The organism is Azospirillum sp. UENF 111221 (genome assembly GCF_058780625.1).
This window is the reverse complement of the sequence record NZ_JBSNCH010000001.1, coordinates 963,979-983,205: the sequence shown is the minus strand read 5'-3', so window position 1 is coordinate 983,205 and position 19,227 is coordinate 963,979. Positions and strand designations below refer to the sequence as shown.

Annotated in this window: 16 protein-coding genes and 1 tRNA gene; 7 read left to right on the top strand and 10 right to left on the bottom strand. The window is 68.3% G+C overall.

The window, feature by feature from the left end; genetic code table 11:
- Nucleotides 1–273 precede the first annotated feature (273 nt).
- From glgX to ACWPN3_RS04355, 5 genes are all read left to right on the top strand, one after another.
- Nucleotides 274–2,412 (top strand): glycogen debranching protein GlgX, encoded by a 2,139-nt coding sequence (gene glgX, locus ACWPN3_RS04375; RefSeq protein ID WP_492242427.1) that lies wholly within the window; start codon nt 274–276, stop codon nt 2,410–2,412.
- A 155-nt stretch (nt 2,413–2,567) separates the two neighbouring features.
- Entirely contained in the window at nt 2,568–3,665 is a 1,098-nt protein-coding gene (locus tag ACWPN3_RS04370) for a response regulator (protein WP_492242428.1), read from the top strand.
- Between the two features lie 121 nt (nt 3,666–3,786).
- Nucleotides 3,787–5,976: a 4-alpha-glucanotransferase gene (malQ, locus tag ACWPN3_RS04365; RefSeq protein WP_492242429.1), complete on the top strand. Its 2,190-nt coding sequence runs from the start codon at nt 3,787–3,789 to the stop codon at nt 5,974–5,976.
- 157 nt (nt 5,977–6,133) lie between these two features.
- Nucleotides 6,134–6,207: transfer RNA gene (locus ACWPN3_RS04360), tRNA-Gln, on the top strand.
- 115 nt (nt 6,208–6,322) lie between these two features.
- A complete protein-coding gene (locus ACWPN3_RS04355) occupies nt 6,323–6,604 on the top strand; it encodes a hypothetical protein (RefSeq protein WP_492242430.1) in 282 nt (93 codons plus the stop codon).
- A gap of 103 nt (nt 6,605–6,707) precedes the next feature.
- On the opposite strand, the gene ACWPN3_RS04350 is transcribed toward ACWPN3_RS04355, so the two are convergent.
- Genes ACWPN3_RS04350 through ACWPN3_RS04335 form a run of 4 tightly spaced genes read right to left on the bottom strand, consistent with a single transcriptional unit; the run spans nt 6,708 to nt 11,018 of the window.
- Nucleotides 6,708–8,267, bottom strand: a complete 1,560-nt coding sequence (locus ACWPN3_RS04350; RefSeq protein WP_492261118.1) for a gamma-glutamyltransferase family protein — start codon at nt 8,265–8,267, stop codon at nt 6,708–6,710.
- Nucleotides 8,268–8,324: 57 nt separating this feature from the next.
- Nucleotides 8,325–9,347, bottom strand: coding sequence for an ABC transporter substrate-binding protein (locus ACWPN3_RS04345; protein WP_492242432.1), 1,023 nt, complete (start codon nt 9,345–9,347; stop codon nt 8,325–8,327).
- 27 nt (nt 9,348–9,374) lie between these two features.
- Nucleotides 9,375–10,148, bottom strand: a complete 774-nt coding sequence (locus tag ACWPN3_RS04340) for an ABC transporter permease (RefSeq protein ID WP_109447462.1) — start codon at nt 10,146–10,148, stop codon at nt 9,375–9,377.
- A gap of 3 nt (nt 10,149–10,151) precedes the next feature.
- Nucleotides 10,152–11,018 carry an ABC transporter ATP-binding protein gene (locus ACWPN3_RS04335; RefSeq protein WP_199237605.1) on the bottom strand — a complete coding sequence of 289 codons (867 nt, stop codon included), beginning with the start codon at nt 11,016–11,018 and terminating at the stop codon, nt 10,152–10,154.
- Between the two features lie 234 nt (nt 11,019–11,252).
- Between ACWPN3_RS04335 and ACWPN3_RS04330 the strand changes: the two genes are divergently transcribed.
- A complete protein-coding gene (locus tag ACWPN3_RS04330; protein WP_109447464.1) occupies nt 11,253–11,969 on the top strand; it encodes a GntR family transcriptional regulator in 717 nt (238 codons plus the stop codon).
- Nucleotides 11,970–11,994: 25 nt separating this feature from the next.
- Here ACWPN3_RS04330 and ACWPN3_RS04325 read toward each other — a convergent pair whose 3' ends face one another.
- Nucleotides 11,995–12,393, bottom strand: coding sequence for a nuclear transport factor 2-like protein (locus ACWPN3_RS04325; RefSeq protein ID WP_492242433.1), 399 nt, complete (start codon nt 12,391–12,393; stop codon nt 11,995–11,997).
- Between the two features lie 80 nt (nt 12,394–12,473).
- Between ACWPN3_RS04325 and ACWPN3_RS04320 the strand changes: the two genes are divergently transcribed.
- A complete protein-coding gene (locus ACWPN3_RS04320) occupies nt 12,474–13,709 on the top strand; it encodes an amidohydrolase family protein (protein WP_492242434.1) in 1,236 nt (411 codons plus the stop codon).
- On the opposite strand, the gene ACWPN3_RS04315 is transcribed toward ACWPN3_RS04320, so the two are convergent.
- The 5 genes from ACWPN3_RS04315 to ACWPN3_RS04295 are packed head-to-tail and all read right to left on the bottom strand — an operon-like array spanning nt 13,681 to nt 19,190.
- A complete protein-coding gene (locus ACWPN3_RS04315; RefSeq protein ID WP_492242435.1) occupies nt 13,681–14,001 on the bottom strand; it encodes a DUF3325 domain-containing protein in 321 nt (106 codons plus the stop codon). The genes ACWPN3_RS04320 and ACWPN3_RS04315 overlap by 29 nt on opposite strands.
- Nucleotides 13,998–15,653, bottom strand: a complete 1,656-nt coding sequence (locus ACWPN3_RS04310; protein ID WP_492242436.1) for a PepSY-associated TM helix domain-containing protein — start codon at nt 15,651–15,653, stop codon at nt 13,998–14,000. The genes ACWPN3_RS04315 and ACWPN3_RS04310 overlap by 4 nt, the downstream gene beginning before the upstream one ends.
- A gap of 13 nt (nt 15,654–15,666) precedes the next feature.
- The gene (locus tag ACWPN3_RS04305; RefSeq protein WP_492242437.1) at nt 15,667–15,948 is read right to left on the bottom strand and encodes a DUF3649 domain-containing protein; all 282 of its coding nucleotides are present in this window, start codon (nt 15,946–15,948) and stop codon (nt 15,667–15,669) included.
- A complete protein-coding gene (locus ACWPN3_RS04300) occupies nt 15,945–16,673 on the bottom strand; it encodes a cobalt ABC transporter substrate-binding protein (RefSeq protein ID WP_492242438.1) in 729 nt (242 codons plus the stop codon). Before ACWPN3_RS04300 ends, ACWPN3_RS04305 begins: the two co-directional genes overlap by 4 nt.
- 30 nt (nt 16,674–16,703) lie before the next feature.
- A complete protein-coding gene (locus tag ACWPN3_RS04295) occupies nt 16,704–19,190 on the bottom strand; it encodes a TonB-dependent siderophore receptor (protein WP_492242439.1) in 2,487 nt (828 codons plus the stop codon).
- Nucleotides 19,191–19,227: the final 37 nt, after the last annotated feature.

The window sequence follows — 19,227 nt, the reverse complement described above, 5'->3', positions numbered from 1 at the left end:
TGTCTTTTCGGGGAACCGGTGAGGCGTGCGCTGGCTGATGGTCAACAGGAACCCCGTTCCCTCCCTTGATGACGCGTTGCGGACCCAGCGGGAAAACCGCAAGGTGCGGTGCTGCCGATGGTGTGGAACACTGGAACAGGCCCCGAAAACCGTTTCATCCTGTTCCAAACGTCCCATCCGCTGGCCTTCCGACCGGCGACCTGCCGGATTCCCCGTCCCATCGCCGGCCCTGACCATCACCTCCAAGACATCCACCACACAGGCCGCCCGCTGATGCCCCTCTCCCCCGCGCGCACCCCGGTCTGGCCCGGCAAGCCCAATCCGCTCGGCGCCACCTGGGACGGGTTCGGCGTCAATTTCGCGATTTTCTCCGCCCATGCCGAGCGGGTGGAGCTTTGCCTGTTCGACAAGACCGGCCAGCGCGAAGTGGAACGGGTTACCCTGCCGGAACACACCGATGAGGTCTGGCACGGCTATCTTCCCGACGCCCGGCCCGGCCTGCTCTACGGCTACCGCGTCCATGGGCCGTACGAGCCGGAGGAGGGGCACCGCTTCAACCCGAACAAGCTGCTGATCGACCCCTATGCGCGGGCGCTGTTCGGCGGTTTCAAATGGTCGGACGCCCATTACGGCTACCGGGTCGGCTCGACCAAGGAGGACTTATCCTTCGACCGGCGCGACAACGCCCGTGGCATGCCGAAATGCCGGGTGGTGGACGGCGCCTTCACCTGGGGCCATGACCGCCACCGCCGGGTGCCATGGACCGACACGGTTCTCTACGAGACCCATCTGCGCGGCTTCACCATGCGCCATCCGGACGTGCCCGCCCATCTGCGCGGCACCTTCGCCGGCATGTCGACCCAGAATGTCGTCGAGTATCTGCGGGCGCTCGGCATCACCTCGGTGGAGTTCCTGCCGGTCCAGGCCGTCGCCGACGAGCAGCATCTCGTCACCCGCGGCCTGACCAACTACTGGGGCTACAACACCATCGGCTTCTTCGCGCCGGAACCGCGCTACATGAACACCGGCGTCCTGTCGGAGTTCAAGACGATGGTCGCCCGCCTGCACGAGGCGGGGATCGAGGTCATCCTCGACGTCGTCTACAACCACACGGCCGAAGGCAACCATCTGGGGCCGACCCTGTCCTTCAAGGGCATCGACAATCTCAGCTATTACCGGCTGATGCCCGACAGCCCGCGCCACTACATCAACGACACCGGCACCGGCAACACGCTGGATTTCAGCCACCCGCGCGTGGTCCAGATGGTGATGGACAGCCTCCGCTACTGGGTGACGGAGATGCATGTCGACGGCTTCCGCTTCGACCTCGCCACCGTGCTGGCGCGGGAGCCCTACGGCTACGACCCCGGCTCGGGATTCCTCGACGCGGTGCGCCAGGACCCTGTGCTGGCCGACGTCAAGCTGATCGCCGAGCCGTGGGATGTCGGTCCCGGCGGCTATCAGGTCGGCAATTTCCCGCCGGGCTGGGCAGAGTGGAACGACCGCTACCGCGACACCGTGCGGCGCTACTGGCGCGGCGACGACGGCATGCTGCCGGAACTGGCCGGACGCATCGCCGGCTCCGCCGACCTGTTCGAGAAGCGCGGGCGCCGCCCCTGGGCCAGCGTGAACTTCATCACCGCCCATGACGGCTTCACCCTGCACGACCTCGTCTCCTACAACGATAAGCACAACTGGGCGAACGGCGAGGAGAACCGCGACGGCCATTCCTCCAACTGCTCCTGGAACCATGGGGTGGAGGGGCCGACCAACGACCCCGCGGTGACCGGGCTGCGGGCGCGGCAGAAGCGCAACATGCTGGCGACGCTGATGCTGTCGCAGGGCACGCCGATGATGCTGGCCGGCGACGAGCTGGACCACAGCCAGGACGGCAACAACAACGCCTATTGCCAGGACAACGACATCACCTGGCTCGACTGGAGCCGGCGCGACGGGGCGCTGGTGTCCTTCGTCCGCCGGCTGGTCGCGCTCCGGCGGGCCCATCCGGTGCTGCGCCGGCCGCTCTTCCTGCATGGGCGGGAGGTGGCGGAAAACGGGCTGAAGGACATCGTCTGGTACAACGCGCAAGGGGTGGAAAAGACGGCGGAACATTGGCGCAACACCCAGGCGCGCTGCATCGTCCTGCTGCTGAACGGCCGTGCCGGCACCCATGTCGGGCCGGACGGGCAGCCGCTGTCCGACGGCGTCCTGCTGATCGTGCTGAACGCCCATGCCGACACCCTGACCGTGACCCTGCCCGACGTGCCGGGCGGCCGTGGCTGGCGCTGCGTGCTGGACACCCGCATCGACGACGGGGCGGGAGACGAGCGCATCCATCTGGCCGGTCGGTCGGCGCTGGTCGACGGGCGGACGGTCCTGGTCTTCACCCTGGTGGAGCAGCCGGGCATGTGAGGAGCTGGACAGGAGACGGGGCATGCGGTGCCCTGCGATCCTTTGCCCACTGTCCCTCTGCCGGGCGGAGATGCTACCGCGACGGGCGGAGACAACGTGTGTTACGCTGTGCGGCGCGTTTCCGTCACAGCCGCAGCGGAGCTTCGGGTAGGACGATGCCGGATTACGATTTCTCGCAGGTCGACGCCGCGATCATCGACAGCCAGCTCAACACCGCGCGCGTGTTCCGCGACGTGCTGATCCGGCTGGGCTTCCGGCGGGTGGAGCTGTTCGATTCGGTGAAGGCCGCCGCCGGCCTGCTGGGGTCGGTCATGCCCGATCTGGTGCTGGTCGATGCCGACGGCGAGGATTCGGAGGCCTTCCACTTCATCCGGGCCCTGCGCAACGAACCGACGGTGCCCAACCCGTTTGCCTGCGTCATCGTCACCACCTGGGCGCCGACCCCGGCGCTGCTGACCCGCGTCACCAATGTCGGCGGCGACGACCTGCTGATGAAGCCGGTGTCGCCCAAACAGGTGCGCGACCGCATCGTCAGCCTGATCGAGGCGCGCAAGGGCTTTGTCGTCACCGCCGACTACATCGGACCCGACCGCCGCAAATCGCCGCGCGAAGGGGCGCAGGTTCCGGTTCTGGACGCTCCCAACACCTTGAGGCTGAAGGCGACCGGCCAATGGACGCAGTCGGGCGCCCGCATGCTGCTGAACGAGGCGGTCGCCACCGTCACCACGCAGAAGCGGCTGCGCGCCAGCATCCAGGTTGCCTTCCTGGTGGAATTCGCTCTGCTCGGCTTGGCGCGGCAGGCTCCCGACCGCATGTCCATCGACCATGTCGGCCGCATCGGCGGCTTTCTGGACGATCTGCTGCGCCGGCTGGGCGATGACGGCGACCATGCCCCCGTCGAGGCGGTCGCCCGTGCGATCAAGACGCTGGCCGACAAGGTGCGCGCCACCGCCGAAACCGGTCCGGTTGCCGCCGACGACCGCGACCAGCTGCAGGCGCTGTCCCGTGCCCTGATGCAGGCCGTCGATCCCGACCGCGCGCTGGAGGCGATGACGCACGAAGTGTCGTCGGCCGTTGCCGGCTACCGCAGCCGGCTGGAGCAGATCGCCCAGGCCAAGGCCGCCGCTGCGGCGGCGCTGACGGCCTCCACCGCCGCGGCGGCCGACGAGGGCGCAAATGAGGGCGCGACCCGGCCCGTCGCACTGTCCGCCCCGTTGCCGGCTGCCGCCGGCACGGCCCTGTCTGCCGGCTGATGGGAGCCGGCTGATTGGGGAGCGCCGATGGCATAGGCCGCCGTGCGGCATTGACGCCGGCCGTTGCCGCCCCAATCCCTAAGCCCCACCCTTCCTTCCGTACAACCCGCGGGGACCCTGCATGAGTGCTCTCGACCGGCTGGCCGATCTGCTTGGACTTGAACCCCACTATCACGACATCTGGGGCAACCGGCGGGAGACGTCCGCCGCCACCAAGCGGGCGCTGATCGCCGCCATGGGGTTGCAGGCCGCCACGGACGGGGAGGTCGCCGACAGCCTGCGCACGGTCGAACGCCGGTCCTGGAGCCGTCCGCTGCCGCCGGTCCTGATCGGCGGGGAAGGGCAGGGGATCGGTCTGGAGGTCGCCCTGCCGGCCGGCCTGGACGAGGCCGCGCTTGTGTGGGAGCTGACGCCGGAGGGGGGAACCGCCCAGGGTGGCCGTGCCGCGGTCCGCGACCTGGCCGTTACCGACCGCACCACCCTGGACGGCACGGCCTATGAGCGCCGTGCGCTGGGCGCCCTTCTGCCGGTGTCCCTGCCCATCGGCTATCACCGGCTGGACCTGCATGTCGAGGCCGGTGGCGGGACGGAGTTGTCGGGCTCCACCACCCTGATCGTGGCGCCGGAACGCTGCGTGACGGTTGAGGAGCTGGTGCCGGCCGGCCGCAGCTGGGGCATCGGCTTGCAGGTCTATTCGCTGCGGTCGGAGCATGACTGGGGCATGGGCGATTTCGCCGACCTCGCCGGCTTCGCCGAAGTCGCCGGGCGGCTGGGCGCCGGGCTGGTCGGGCTGAACCCGCTGCACGCCCTGTTCCCGGCGGACCCAAACCACATCGGCCCCTATTCGCCGTCCAGCCGTCAATTCCTCAACATCCTCTACATCGACCCGGCTGCCGTTCCCGAATTCGCCGGTGCCGACGATCTGCAGGCCCGGATCGCGGAGCCCGCCTTCCAGACGGCGCTGGCGTCGGCCCGGCAGGCGGAACTGGTCGACTACCCCGCCGTCGCCGCGCTGAAGCTGCCGCTGCTGGAGGCCCTGCACGTCCGCTTCCGCAGCCTCCCCGACGACCACCCGCGCAAGGCCGCCTATGCCGCCTTCCGGCAGGAGATGGGGGCGGCGCTCGACCGCCATGCCCTGTTCGATGCCCTGCACGAGCATTTCTTCCGCCAGGACTCCGCACAGTGGATGTGGCGGAGCTGGCCGGCCGCCTTCCAGGACCCGCAGAGCGCCGAGGTGGCGGATTTCGCCGCGACGCACGCCGACCGCGTCGATTTCTTCGCCTGGGCGCAGTTCGAAGCCGACCGCCAGCTGGGCGAGGCTGCGGCGCGCGGTCGCTCCGCCGGCCTTGCCATGGGCTTCTACCGCGACCTTGCCGTTGCCGCCCACCCCGGCGGCGGCTCCGCCTGGGCCGATCCGGCGATGCTGGTGCAGGGCGCCAATGTCGGAGCCCCGCCCGACCATTTCAACATGAACGGCCAGAACTGGGGCTTGGCGCCTTTGTCGCCGCTGGGCCTGCGCGAGTCCGCCTACCGCCCCTTCATCGAGCTTCTGCGTGCCAACATGCGCCATGCCGCAGCGCTGCGCATCGACCATGTGATGGCGTTGCAGCACCTGTTCTGGATTCCGGAGGACGGCAGCCCCGGCGCCTATGTCGCCTATCCCTTCCACGACCTGCTGCGCATTGTGGCGCTGGAGAGCCGGCGCAACCGATGCGTCGTGATCGGCGAGGATTTGGGCACCGTGCCGGACGGCTTCCGCCCGGCCCTGGAGCAGGCCGGCATTCTCAGCTACCGCGTGCTCTATTTCGAGCGCACCGCCGACGGCGGCTTCAAGTCCCCCGGTGAGTATCCGGCCGGTTCGATGGCGACGGTCAGCACCCATGATCTGGCACCCTTCAAGGGCTTTTGGACCGGCCGCGACCTCGACTGGCGCAAACGGCTGGACCTTTATCCCGACGATGCCAGCCGCGACAAGGACCGCTGGGACCGCGGTGTCGACCGCTGGCGCCTGTTGCAGGCCCTGTCGCGGGAGGGGCTGCGCCCGGACAGCTATCCCACGGAGGACGGCGACCAGCCGTTCCGCATCGCACTGTCCGCCGCTGTCCACGCCTATCTGTCGCGCACGCCATCCCGCATCGTGATGGTTCAGATCGAAGATGCGCTGGCCGACGACGAGCAGCCCAACCTTCCCGGCACGGTGGACCAGCACCCCAACTGGCGCCGCCGCCTTCCCCGCAAGCTGGAGGAGTTGGAGGCTGACGAAGACCTTCGCCACATCGTCGCCCCGATGACCGGTATCGTTCCGCGATGACGACAACCGCCGCCGGCCTTGGGAAAAGCGGGCCGGCGGCGGTTGTTGGAAAAAAAATGTATCGGGATCGAAAAAAGCTCTTCACAGCCCGGCACATGGTCGCTATAAACCCGCCCACACCACGGGGCACGGCGAACGAGCCGCCCCGGTGACGGTCTGGGGGATCGTCTAGCGGTAGGACAGCGGACTCTGACTCCGCCAGCCTAGGTTCGAATCCTAGTCCCCCAACCAACCTTTCCTAGAAATCATTGCACATCAGGCACATAGGGCGAAGCCAGCAGGCTGGTCCCCCTACTGTGCTATCGACGGTTCGGCGCCCTTCACGGGGGAGTGCCGAGGATGTCGTTTGGGGTCCATCTCTACCGCCGGCCTCGACGATCATCACGCCGTCATCGAAGCCACGGTGCAGTGGACGCGGCCGGTGATACTGATCGCGCTCGCTGCGGTGCTGGCCTTCATCCCCCTCACGCTTTCCGTCTTTTGGGGGTCGATGGCCTACACGCTGATCGGCGGTACGGCGGTTGGCACGGTACTGATCCTGCTGTTCCTCCCCGTCTCTATGCGACATGGTTCCGCGGCGGCGGTCAGCGACAGGTCAAGCTCCCATGCCTGTCTGGGAGTAATCTGAAGGGCGTTCGAGGTGGTCGTTTGGCAAGAGGGGCCACCTCAAGGTCCGTCCTTCATCCTGGGCGAACCAAGCCTATCCGACCGGCTGGGGATGGGGACCAGCCCTAACTCTGGCATAGGATCGCGTTGCCTTCGCCACGCGGATCGTGGGCGCCGCTCAAGGTGCCGGCATCGGTGAGCCTGATGGCTCCCGCCTGACCGAAGATCGGCGACAAGGCAGGAAGGGGCGCCACCTCATGCCCCAGAGCGGAAAGAGTCCCTATCGTGGCCTCACCCAGGGACGCCTCGATCTTGAGACTGTCGCGGCTGTCGGAGAATGTCTTGCCCAGAAGGAAGCGGGGCTGGGCAAGCGCCTCCTCGGGTGTCATGCCGTGATCGATCAGGCCGGTGAGCAGCACGGACAGGGTCTGTGGCTGGCCGTCCGCACCCTGGGTGCCGTAGAGAAGGTGAGGGTTCCCGTCCTTGAGGGCGATGCCGGGATTGAGGGTGTAGAAGGGGCGCTTGCCCGGCTCGATCCCGTTGCGGTCGCCGGGGACGGTCGAGAATGCCGCGCCACGGTTCTGCCAGAGGATGCCTGTGTCGCCGATGGGGACACCGCTGCCCCAGTCGAAATAAGTGCTTTGCAGGACGCTGGCACAGCGTCCCTGCTCGTCGGCCGCGGCGAAATAGACCGTATCGCCGTGCCGGTAGGGATGGGGCCAGGGCAGGGCACGTGCCGGATCGATGGCGGTGGCCTTGGCGGCCAGACGCTGCGGATCGAGGAAATCATGGGGGAGCGGTTCGGCACGATCCGGATCGGCGATCAGCGGCCGGTCGAGGAAAGCCTGCTTCACCGCCTCGACCAGCAGATGGTAACGGAGCGGGCTGGTGGGAGGCAGTGCCGCCAGATCGAAGTGGGAGAGGATGCCCATGATCGCCAGCGTGGATAGCCCCTGCGTCGGCGCTGGCGGCGCCAGCAGCGTCAGCCCGCGATAGTCCAGGCTTGCGGAGGCCTCGTCGCGCGTCCGGGTCGCCGCCAGATCCGCGGCACGGAGAGGAGAGCCGGCGGCGGCCAACCCCTCTGCCAGCTGCCGGCCGAGCCGCCCGTCATAGAAGGACCGGTAACCGTCCTCCGCCAGCAGGGAGAGGCTGCGGGCGAGGCCGGGCTGCCTGAAGAGGGCGGCGGGGGCCGCGGTGAAATGCTCCGCGAAGCCTTCCCACTGCGGGATCTCGGCGCGGCGGAAATCGAACCAGAACTGTTGCGAGCGGCTGGGGACATAGCCGTCCCGGGCCAGGGCGATGGCGGGGGCGAGGAGGTCGGCGAAGGGTTGGGTGCCGCCCCAGAGGTCCGCACCGTAGGCAAGGGCATGGCCCCAGCTGTCGACCGCGCAGGCCGAGGTGACCGTCGAGGCCGGTCCGCGCAGAGGGATGGCACCGTCATAGACGGGCAGGGTCTCCGCCGCCTGTCCGATGCCGAGGAAGCAGCGCTGCCGCCCCTGCCGGTCCGCCACCAGCCAGACGGCGTCACCGCCGATCCCGCAGAAATGCGGCATGACGACCGACAGGCAGGCGGCGATGGCGACCGCCGCTTCGATGGCGGTGCCGCCCCTTGCCAGAACGGCGGCTCCGGCTTCGGAGGCCAGGGGATGCGGGCTGGTGACCATTCCGGGCCGGGCGGCGTTCATCTCTTTCCCCCTCTGGTGGAGCCCGGCCGTCGCTGCGGCCGGGCCTGTTGCCCGCTGTCAGTTGGTCTTGTAGGCGAGCTTGCGGTCGGCCGGCGGCGGCAGGAACCGGCGGGTGAAGACCTGGTCCGGCTTGGGCGTGGCGGTCAGCTGATAGCCTTCCACCACGATGCCGATGGAGCGGGCGAGGCGGGCGTCGTCGACATCGCCGAGGCCGAGCCTGTCGACTTCGGGCGAAACGATGAGATGCTCGTAGGAGAAGATCATGCGGGCGCGTTCAAGGTCTTCCTTGGCCAGATTGTCGTATGCCAGGACCGCCTTCAGCCCGGCGGCCGGATCGCCGCCGATCTCGACCGCCGCCTTGTTGACCGCGCGGACGAGGCCGGCGACGGCGGCCGGGTTGTCCCGGATCAGCTTCTGGGAAACCATCATGCCGTTGGAATAGAGGTCGAGGCCGAAATCGCCGAACAGCAGCCAGTTGTAGTCCTTGGCCGGATCCTGGCGGTTGTTGATCAGGTTGAACCAGCTGGTGATGTTGAAGACCAAGGCGCCGTCGATGTCGCCCTTGATCAGCATCGGCTCCTGCAGGTTCGGCCCCATGTTCTCGATGGCGACCTTGGTCATGTCGACCTTGTTGAGCGTGCCGAGCACGGTGACGAGGCGGGTGGTCGGGGTGCCCTGGGCGCCGCCCAGCTTCTTGCCGACGAGATCGGCGGGTGTGGCAATGTTGGTCGCCTTCTTCGAGACGATGGCGAAGGGCGGCTTGTTCCAGAGCTGATAGACCATAACCGGAATGTCGCCGGGGCGGGTCGCCGCATTCTGGATGATCGCGTTGATGTCGCCGAAGCCGGCGTCATAGGCGCCCGACATGATGCGGGTCACGGTGGCCGCCGACCCTTCGCCCTGGTCGATGGTGACGTTCAGCCCCTCCGCCTTGAAATAGCCCTTCTGCAACGCCAGCAGGAACGGCGCGTCGGAGCCCTGGGTCTTCCAGCCGAGCGTGAACTTGATGTCGGTGTCGGCCGACGCCGTCCCGCCCAGGCAAAGGCCGAGCGCAAGCGTCGCGAGAAGCTTTTTCAACATGGGGAGGCTCCGTTTCGGAAGGATGGGTCAGGCGGAGGCAAAGCCCTGGCGGCGGGTGGCCCAGCCGGTGACGTGCGCCTCGACGAGCGAGAAGGCGACGTAGAGCAGGATGCCGAGGGCGGCGAGCAGGAAAAGGCCGGCGAAGACCAGCGGCACGTCGAAGTTGGAGGAGGCCGTCATCATCACATTGCCGATGCCCTTGTTGGAGGCGACGGTTTCGGACAGCACGCTGCCGACGAAGGCGAAGGTGACGGCGATCTTCAGCGAGGCGAAGAAGAAGGGCATGGTGCGGGGCAGGCCGACATTCCACAGGATGTCCAGTTTGCTGGCCCCCAGCGACTTCAGCACGTCCTCCAGCTCCGGCTCGGTGGTGGCGAGGCCGGTCGCGATGTTGACGACGATGGGGAAGAAGCACATGGCGAGTGCCGTGAGGATGGCTGGCGTGGCACCCGATCCGAACCACAACACGAAGATAGGCACCACCGCGACCTTGGGGATCGAGGAGAAGCCGATCAGCAGGGGATAGACCGTGTCGTAGGCGGTGCGCGAGACGCCGATGGCCGCCCCGATGACCACCCCGACGGTGACGCCGAGGACGAAGCCGATCATCGTGGTCCAGAGGGTCTGCATCACATGCGGCCACAGGATGCCGAAGCGCGCGGCCAGCGTCGCGAAGACCTGGGTCGGGCGCGGCAGGACCAGGTCGGAGACCTGGAGGACGAGGCAGAGGATCTCCCAGGCGGCGAAAAAGCCGAGGATGAGGAGGGCGGCCCAGAGGCGGCGGCGAAGCTCGTAGCTCATGGCTCAGGCTCCCTGGATCGCGGTGTCGCTGCGCGCATCGATGATGAGGTCGCGCAGGCGCTGGTTGAGGGCGACGAAATCGGCGTCGAAGGTCATCTCGACCGTGCGCGGCCGGGGGAAGACGACGGCGCTATCGTCGATGATGCGGCCGGGACGGGCGCTCATCACGCAGATGCGCGAGGCGAGGAAACCGGCTTCCTTCAGATCGTGGGTGATCAGCAGCACGGTGGGTTTGCGCGTCAGCCAGAGTGACTGCATCGTCCCCCACAGCTCCTCGCGGGTGAACTGGTCGAGCGCGCCGAACGGCTCGTCGAGCAGCAGCAGGCTCGGCTCATGGATGAGGGCGCGGCACAGGTTGGCGCGCTGCAGCATTCCGCCCGACAGTTGCCAGGGATAATGGTTAGCGAACTTGTCGAGCCCGACATCGGCCAGCAGGGCATGCACCCGGTCGCGGAACTCCGTCCTGCGCTTGGCGCGATAGTCGGAGCGGAAGGGCCGCACGATCTTCAGCGGCAGCATGACGTTCCGCTCGATGGTCAGCCAGGGCAGCATGGTCGGGTTCTGGAAGGCCATGCCGATGCGCAGCGCCTTGGCCCCCACCTCGCGCCCGCCGACGATGACGGCCCCCCGGGTGGGGTTCAGCAAGCCGGCCGTCAGCCGCAGGATCGTCGATTTCCCGCAGCCCGACGGCCCCACCAGGGCGACGAATTCACCCTCGGCGATCCGAAGGTTGGTCTCCTGCAAGGCCGCGACCGTCTTGCCCGGCTTGCCGAACGAAACGGCGGCCTGCGAAAGCTCGACGGCTATGGCCGGGGCTATGGCTGGGGAGATGGACGGGTGGCCTTGCGGGAGGGCTTCGGATCGGGACATGCGGCGTACCTCGTGGCGGATCGGTGAAACTGTATGCAACGGGTGCGCCAGTTTCGTTGAGGGGCCAAGCTCCACGGAGGAGAAGCCGCAAACCGGCTGACAAAAAGTGCATACAGTTTTTGCATGCACTTATTTTATGCATGTGCACGGAGCTGCTGCATTCAAATGCGGCACTTGGCGAGTTGCATTCCCAACCGGCCTCGCTTATGGAAGGCGGAGCAGGCGGGGGCGGTGATGGCCGAGGAAAAGCGCGAGCAGAAGCGTTCAGGGAAAACCGGTGGCGACCGTGTCGCGGCGATCTGCACCGCCTTGCGGCGCGCGATCATCGAGCGGGCGCTGTCGCCGGGAGACCGGCTGCCCGAGGATTCGCTGGGCGAACGCTTCGGCGTCAGCCGGACCATCGCCCGCAGCGCGCTCGGGCAGCTGGCGGCTGAGGGGCTCGTCGATCTGCGCCGGAACCGCATCGCCGTGGTCGCCGTGCCGTCCTTCGAGGATGCGCGCGACATCTTCGACATCCGGGTCGATCTGGAGCGGCAGGTCGTCCGCCATCTGGCCGGCAAGCTGACCGAGGCCCAGGTCAAGCAGCTGACGGCGATTGTCGAGGCCGAGCATCAGGCCCGGCATGGTGCCGAGGGGATTTCGATCCGCCTTGCGACGGAGTTCCATGTCCGGCTGGCGGAGATGACCGGCAAGCCCGTGCTGATCCGCTATGTGACGGAGATCTGTTACCGCGCCGGGCTGTCGCTGGCGGTCTTCAGCCGGCCCCATTCGTCCGAATGCGCAGTGAATGAGCATCTGGAACTGATCGAGGCGATCCGGACCGGCCCCGCCGACAAGGCCTGCGCCCTGATGGACGAGCATCTGGAGGCCGTGGCCTCCCGCGCGCTGCTGCAAAGCTCGGGCGCCCGGAGCCGCGACCTCATGGATATCCTGGCGCCCTACACCGAATAAGGGCGCCAGGACCGGCAGGCTTAACTCAGCGGGCGCAGGAGGGATCGAGGATCCATTCGGCGCTGTCGTTCCAGACATCGGTTTCGACGATCAGTCCGTCCCGCACCACGAAGCGGTCGACATAGCGGTTGTTGTCGAAGAGCGTGCCGTCCGGCCAGGCGCCATACAGGTAGCCCAGGCTGTAGACGATGGTTTCCGTCTCGCCCGGCACCACGTCATAGCGCTCGATCCGCTTCTTCACCCATTTGTAGCGCGCGGCATTGAAACCGGTCGGCCCGCTGGGCGTGTCGAAGACGCGATGCCCGGTGAAGCGGCAGATGAAGCCCGGTGCCACGTGTTTGGCCGCGCGCACCGGATCGGGGGCCATCGACGCCTCCAGATAATCCTTCACCGCCTGCAGATCGCGTTCAGTCGTCTCACTCATCTGGACCTCCGTAAGTGTCGGCATATTGGTATCAAAACTGCATGCGATTTCCGCATGCAAACGACACGCCGGATTTCGAGATGCCGCAGACCAACAGTTTCGATCTTCTCCTGCGCAACGCCCGGTTCAGGGCAGGGCAGGGCTTGCAGGACATCGCGGTCAGGCAGGGACGGATCGCCGCCATCGGCCCCGACCTGACGGGCACCGCCGTCCTGGAAGAGGACATCGGCGGGCGCCTCGTCCTGCCGGGGCTGGTGGACACCCACATCCATCTCGACAAATCCTGCCTGCTCTGCCGCTGCCGCGATGCCGGCGGCGGGCTGAAGGGAGCGATTGCCGCGGTCTCCGGCCTGAAGCGGGCATTCACGGTCGAGGATGTCTACCAGCGCGGCGCCCGCACCCTGGAACGGGCGATCACGCAGGGCACCATGCATATGCGGGCGCATGTGGAACTCGATCCGCTGGTCGGCCTGCGCAGTTTCGAGGCAATGACGCGGCTCAAGCGCGACTATGCCTTCGCCATTGACCTGTCGATCTGCGTCTTCCCGCAGGAGGGGATGACCAACGACCCGGCGGTCGAACGGCTGCTGGTCGAGGCGCTGGCGGAGGGGGCCGATCTGCTGGGCGGCTGTCCCTACACCGATGCCGACCCGTCCTTGCAGATGGAGCGCCTCTTCGCCCTGGCAGTGGCGCATGACGTCGATCTCGATTTCCATCTGGATTTCGATCTCGACCCCAGCTGGTCACATCTGGAGGAAATCTGCCGGCGGACGGTGGCGGCGGGCTGGCAGGGGCGGGTCGCCGTCGGCCATGCCACCAAGCTCGCCGCCATCGACGATGCCGCGCTGGAGCGGATGACCGTGCTCCTGGCCGAAGCCGGCGTGGGGGTGACGGCCCTGCCGGCGACGGATCTCTATCTGAATGGGCGCGATCAGAAGCACCGGGCGCCGCGCGGGGTGGCGCCGGTCCATCTGCTGGCGGACGGCGGCGTCACCGTCTCGGTCGCGACCAACAATGTCCTGAACCCGTTCACGCCCTTCGGCGACGGTTCGCTGATCCGGATGGGCAACCTCTATGCGAACCTGATGCATCTGGGGCCCGAACGGTTCGGCGATTGCCTCGACATGGTCTCAACCACGGCCGCCCGGCTGATGCGCATTGCCGACTACGGCATCGCGGTCGGCGCACAGGCGGATTTGATCGTGCTCGACGCCGACGACGAAACCGACGCCTTCGGCGGCATCGCCACGCCCGTGATGGGATTCAAGCGCGGCCGCAAGAGCTTCGTCAGACCCGCCGCGACGCTGGTGAGATAGCGGCCGATTTCCCACGGCGGCGGGCACCGGCAAGGCCGATGGCGGCGCAGAACACGACGCCCGCGGCCAGGCTGGTGTGGCCGCTGAACATGACGAGGCCGAGGCCCCAGCCCTGCCAGTCCAGCAGGACACCCAGCGCCAGCAGCATGACGCCCGTTCCCGCGACCCGCAGAAGGCGCGTCGCGGCCGGCGGCAGCGGACGGCCGAACAGGTCGTGCTGCTGGCGCTCCGTCGCCAGGGCCAGCGCCGCGAAGGCGGCAAGGCAAAGCGCGAAGGACAGGAGATGCATCATGAGCGTCCCTCCTCCAGCGCGCCGCCGATAACGCCGCCCCGCCCCTTGGCGGGCACAGCCCGCGGTTTCGGCCGATGGCGGGCGGTGCGCAGTGCCAGCACGGCGTGGAGCGCCGCCAGTGACAGGCACATCAAATCCATGCCGGCGAACACCCAATCGGCCTCGGCCACGCTGTGCCACAGCGGCCGGTCGGTCGTGACGGCGTTCAGCACCGGCAGAAGCGCCAGCAGCGCCGTCGCCGCCCACAGCTGTTCGATCCAGGCCGTCTTGGCCGGGCGCAGCACGGCATGCGCCAGCGCCAGCGCCCAGACCGCGAAGAACAGGTGGATCTCCCAGGCTCCCCGGTCCGCCAGTCCCGCCGGCAGCAGGCGGTTGCCCCAGAGGAAGGCCGTCATGGCGACCGACAGCCCGGCGATGCTGGCGATGTTCAGCCGCTCGACGATGCGGAAGCCAATATGGGGCCGCTCGGGATCGGCCAGCTTCTGGCGGCGCTTCACCGTCCACATCACCAGACCGGTGCCGACCATCGCCGTGCCCATCAGGCTGACGAGGAAATAGAGCCAGCGTGTCACCGCGTCGCTGAACCGCCCCAGATGCAGGGCATACAGCACGCCGCGCGTCTCCGCCGCCGCCCCCACCCCCTCGCGGGTCTCCAGCAGACGGCCGGTCGGGCCGTCGAACAGCATGTATTGCGGGCTCATCGAGACACGGCCGGCCTCGCCGCGCGCGACCGCCACACGGGCGGTGCTGTCGCCGGAATTGGTGGCGGTGACGCGGCCGACGGCGTCCTGGCCCCAGCGCTCCTGCGCTTGGCGCACCATGTCGGCGACAGAGGCGAGCGGGACCGCCTGTCCGCTGGGCTTGCCCGGCTGGATGAAGGCGTTCAGTTCGGCGGTCAGCTGCTGGCGCTCGGCCGGTGTCGTGATCGCCGTCCGCTCGCCCCAGGGCATGTAGAGCGCCATCAGCGTGACCAGCCCGGTGTAGGTGATCATGGCGTGGAAGGGCAGCCCGAACACCGACAGCGCATTGTGCGCGTCGAGCCACGACCGTTGCCCCTTGCCGCCGCGGAAGGTGAAGAAATCGATGAAGATCTTCTTGTGCGTGATGACGCCGCTGACGATGGCGACCAGCATGAACATCGCCGCCGCCCCGGCGATCCAGCGTCCCCACAGAACCGGCATGTAGTGGAACTGGAAATGGAAGCGGTAGAAGAAATCGCCGCCCAGCGTTTCACGCGCGGTGACCTTGCCGCCGGTGGCGGGATCGAAGGCGGCCTCCGCGAAGGAGCGGCGACCGGACGCCGCCCCCGCTTCTCCGGGTGCCATGCGCCAGAAGGCGTAGACGCTGTTGGTGCGCCCATCCGGCAGGCGCATGCTCCATTGCGGGCTGCCCGGCGCGATGGTGCCCAGCTCATCGGCGACGCGCTGGGCGACCAGGGCCGGATCGGGCGGTTCTGCCAGATGGGCAAGTTCCGGCCGCATCCATTGCGACAGCTCGTCCTTGAAGTAGGACACCGTTCCGGTCAGGAACATGGCGTACAGGATCCAGCCCATCAGCAGGCCGGCCCAGATGTGCAGGCCCGACATGCTCTGGCGGATGCCGCGGCCGGCGGGGCGCTGTTCCCTTTCCCGCCTTACGTTGTCCGTCTTCACAGGACCTCTCCCCTCACCAGACCGACCATGCCGCCAGCAGCAGCGGGGCCGCCGCCGCCAGCAGGCCGACCCAGGCCCGCAGCGCGCTGCGCGCCGCGAAGACCCAGACGACCGCCGCCGCATAGATCGCGAAGCTCGCCAGCATGCCGGTCAGCACGGCCTGCGGCTTGCTCATCGGCAATGCCAGCGCCGCCACGCTGCCGAGCGCCGCCAGCGCATAGCCGCCGAACAGCGCCGCGACGATGCGCGAGGCGACCGGTGCGGCGCGGCGGACAGGGCCGATCCGCGGCATCATTGGTGCGGCGCTGCCGCCGGGCCGGCGGAAAGCGGCGGCAGGCCGTCGCCGTGGACGTAGGTGACCGTGGTGGCGTAGCTCACGGCGTCATAGCGTTCCGGACCCTTGGCGCCCGGACGCTCGCCGGGGCTGCGGTCGGTCAGGCTGGCCTCGGCGACGTAAGTGCCCTTCCACGGCAGGTCGAAGCCGACGACGCCCTGTTCGTCGGTGTAGCCCTCCTTGGCCCAGCCGGACTGCGTCACCAACGACACCTTGGTCTTCGCCTTGGGCTGTCCCTTGAAGAACAGCTTGAAGCGGCCCGGCTCGCCGGCGGGAACCAGATCCAGGGGCAGCTTCGGCTGCTGCTCCTTGAAGCCGGTGATCAGGCGCGCCGACGGGTGGTACCAGTTGGCGGTCTCCTTCCCGTTGTCCTTGCCCGGATAGAGCGGATAGAGCGGGTCGTCGGCGACGATGGCTTCGCCCTCGCCGGCCTTGAAGGGCAGGGTAAAGCCGGTTGCGGTCTTGGCCGCGTCCACCGTCTGCTCGCCTTTGGCCGAGACCAGCGTGGCGGCCGGCTTGACGAATTTGTCGAGCAGGCCGGGCGACGCCTCGCGCAGGTTGTCGCCGAACTCGCCGAAGCGGATCACCGCATTCTGGCCGTCGGCCTGCTCGATCCAGATCTGGTGGGCGTTGGCGGGTGCCGCGAGGCCCAGCAGGGCGACGATGGCGATGGACAGTCTGGTCATGATCACTCCGGCTGGATCGGGGGGTGGGGATCAGAAATCGGCGGAGGCGGACAGCAGCACCGTGCGCGGCGCGCCGACGGTCACGTAGGTGCCAGTGGTCAGCCAGTAGTTCTTGTCGAACAGGTTCTCGACATTGGCGCGGAAGGTGACCGGCGTGCCGACGACCGTGGTGGCATAGCGCGCGCCGATGTCGAAGCGGGTCCAGCCGTCGAAGCGCAGGGTGTTGGCGTCGGTCAGGTAGGAGCCCGAGGTGTAGATCACCCGCCCGTTGAGGGCGAGGCCCTGGACCCACGGGGTTTCCCAGTCCAGCCCGGCCGACAGGGTCTTGTCCGGCACGCCGGCGGCGTCGTTGCCCTGCACCGCGGCGACGGCGGTGCGCGTCAGCTTCGGGTCCATGAAGGCGGCGCTGGCCATGCCGCGCAGGCCGGGCAGGATCTCGCCATAGACCGACAGCTCCAGGCCGCGGTTGCGCTGCTCGCCGTCATAGGCCAGCTCGTTGGCCGCGGTGCGGATCGAGTTCGGCTTGGTCAGCTGGAAGACCGCCGCCGTGGTGGTGATCGTCCCCCAGTCGACCTTGACGCCGGCCTCGTACTGCTTCGACTTGAAGGGGGCCAGCACCGCGCCGGTGTTGGCGTAGCCTGCGCCGACCACCGTGCCGCGCGTCAGCCCCTCGGCATAGTTGGCGTAGAGGGAGACGTTGGACAGCGGCTTGACGACGAAGCCGGCCAGCGGCGAGGTCGCGCTGGCATCGTAGGTGCCGGTCTGGGCGCCGGTGGCGGTGCTGAAGCTGTCGACATGGACCTTCTGGCGGCGGGCGCCCAGCGTCAGCATCACCCGGTCGTCCAGCACCGACAGGGTGTCGGCCACCGCGACGCTGGTCAGCGAGGTTTCCGCCGACTTGCGCGCGGAGGTGCGGGCGGCGGTGACGGCGGGCAGCGCCACCGGGTTGTAGATGTTCGACAGGGCGGAGCCGGCCGACTGGATGTAGGCGTTCCCCTCGTCGCGCTTGAAGCCGGTGTAGCCGACATTCAGCTGATGATGGACCGGGCCGGTCGCGAAGCGCCAGCGGGCGCCCGCGGTGCCGCTGACCGTGCGGGAATAGGAATCGTAATAGGCGTTGCGGACCGTGAAGTTGCCGAGCGCGTTCACCGCGGTGGTCGAACTGGGGAAGGTCTGGTCGTTCTCGCCCTTGCGGTAGCCGATGCCGGCATAGGCGGTCAGGCTGTCCGTCAGGTCGACCTCGATGTTGGAGGCGACGGTGACGTCCTTCTGCACCAGAACCGTGCCGGGATACCAGTTGCTGCGCGCGTCGGGCGGGGAGGGGATGGCGGTGGTGGCGGGCAGGATGCTGATCTGCGGCCGGAAATTGTCGGTGTCGTCGCGCTGGCTGATGGCGTCCAGCGACCAGCGCAGCCGCTCGCCGCGGTAATCGACCGCCAGGGCTCCCAGGCCGGAGCGGAGGTTGCCGCCGTCGACCGACGCCTCGCCGTTGCGCATCAGCCCGTTGAAGCGGACGCCCCATTCCTTGGTCTCGCCGAACCGGCGGCCGACATCCAGATGCACGCCGAGATTGGCGTCGCTCATGTAGGTGTTGGTGACGCGGGTCAGCGGTTCGTCCCCGGCGCGTTTGGCAAGGATGTTGATGCCGCCGCCGATGCTGCCGCCGGGAGAAATGCCGTTGACCAGCGCGCCGGGGCCCTTCAGCAGCTCGATCCGCTCGACGATCTGCGCCGGCACGCGGTTGGACGACACCAGTCCGTACATGCCGTTGAAGCCGACATCGCCGGACCCGACGGCATAACCGCGGATCTGGAAGGTGTCGTCGAAGCCGTTGCTGCCGGTGGTCAGCCGGACGGAAGCGTCGTTGATCAGCGTGTCCGCCGCGGTGCGCGCCTGCTGGTTCTCGATCAGGTCGGAGGTGTAGTTGACCGTGCTGAAGGGCGTGTCCATGACGTCGCCGCTGCCGAGCAGGCCGACCGATCCGCCGCGCGCGACCTGCCCGCCGGCATAGGGCTGCGCCAGACCGCCGGTCATCAGTCCGGCGTTGGCCGTCACCTGGAGGGCCGGCAGGGTCGTGCTGTCCGGGGAAGTAGCCGGGTCCGCGGCGCTCTGCGCGACGACGGCATAACCCGACGCCGTGCGCGCGATCCCATGGCCGCTGCCGGCCAGCAGGCGGCGCAGGCCATCCTCCACCGTGGTGGCACCCTTCAGGCCGGGCGAGGTCTTGCCCCGGACCATCGCCGGATCCGCCTGGACCGTCACGCCCGCCTGCGCGGCGAAGCGGCTCAGCGCCTCGCCCAGGGGACCGGCGGGAATGTCGGCGTTGACGGTGGCGGCCGTCGTCTGGGCATGGGCCGCGGAGACCGGGAACGCGCCACCCGCCAGAACCGCGGCGGCGAGCCCGGCCGCGATGGCCGCCGGACGCAGGCCGGACCTGCGGGCGTCAGGCCCGGCCGAGCGCTCGCCACACGCAATGGTCGTGCAACGGGCATCTGCCGTGCCGCGAACTAGTTTCATAGTATCGGTTCCCCTGCCTGACGATGGTTGCAGCACG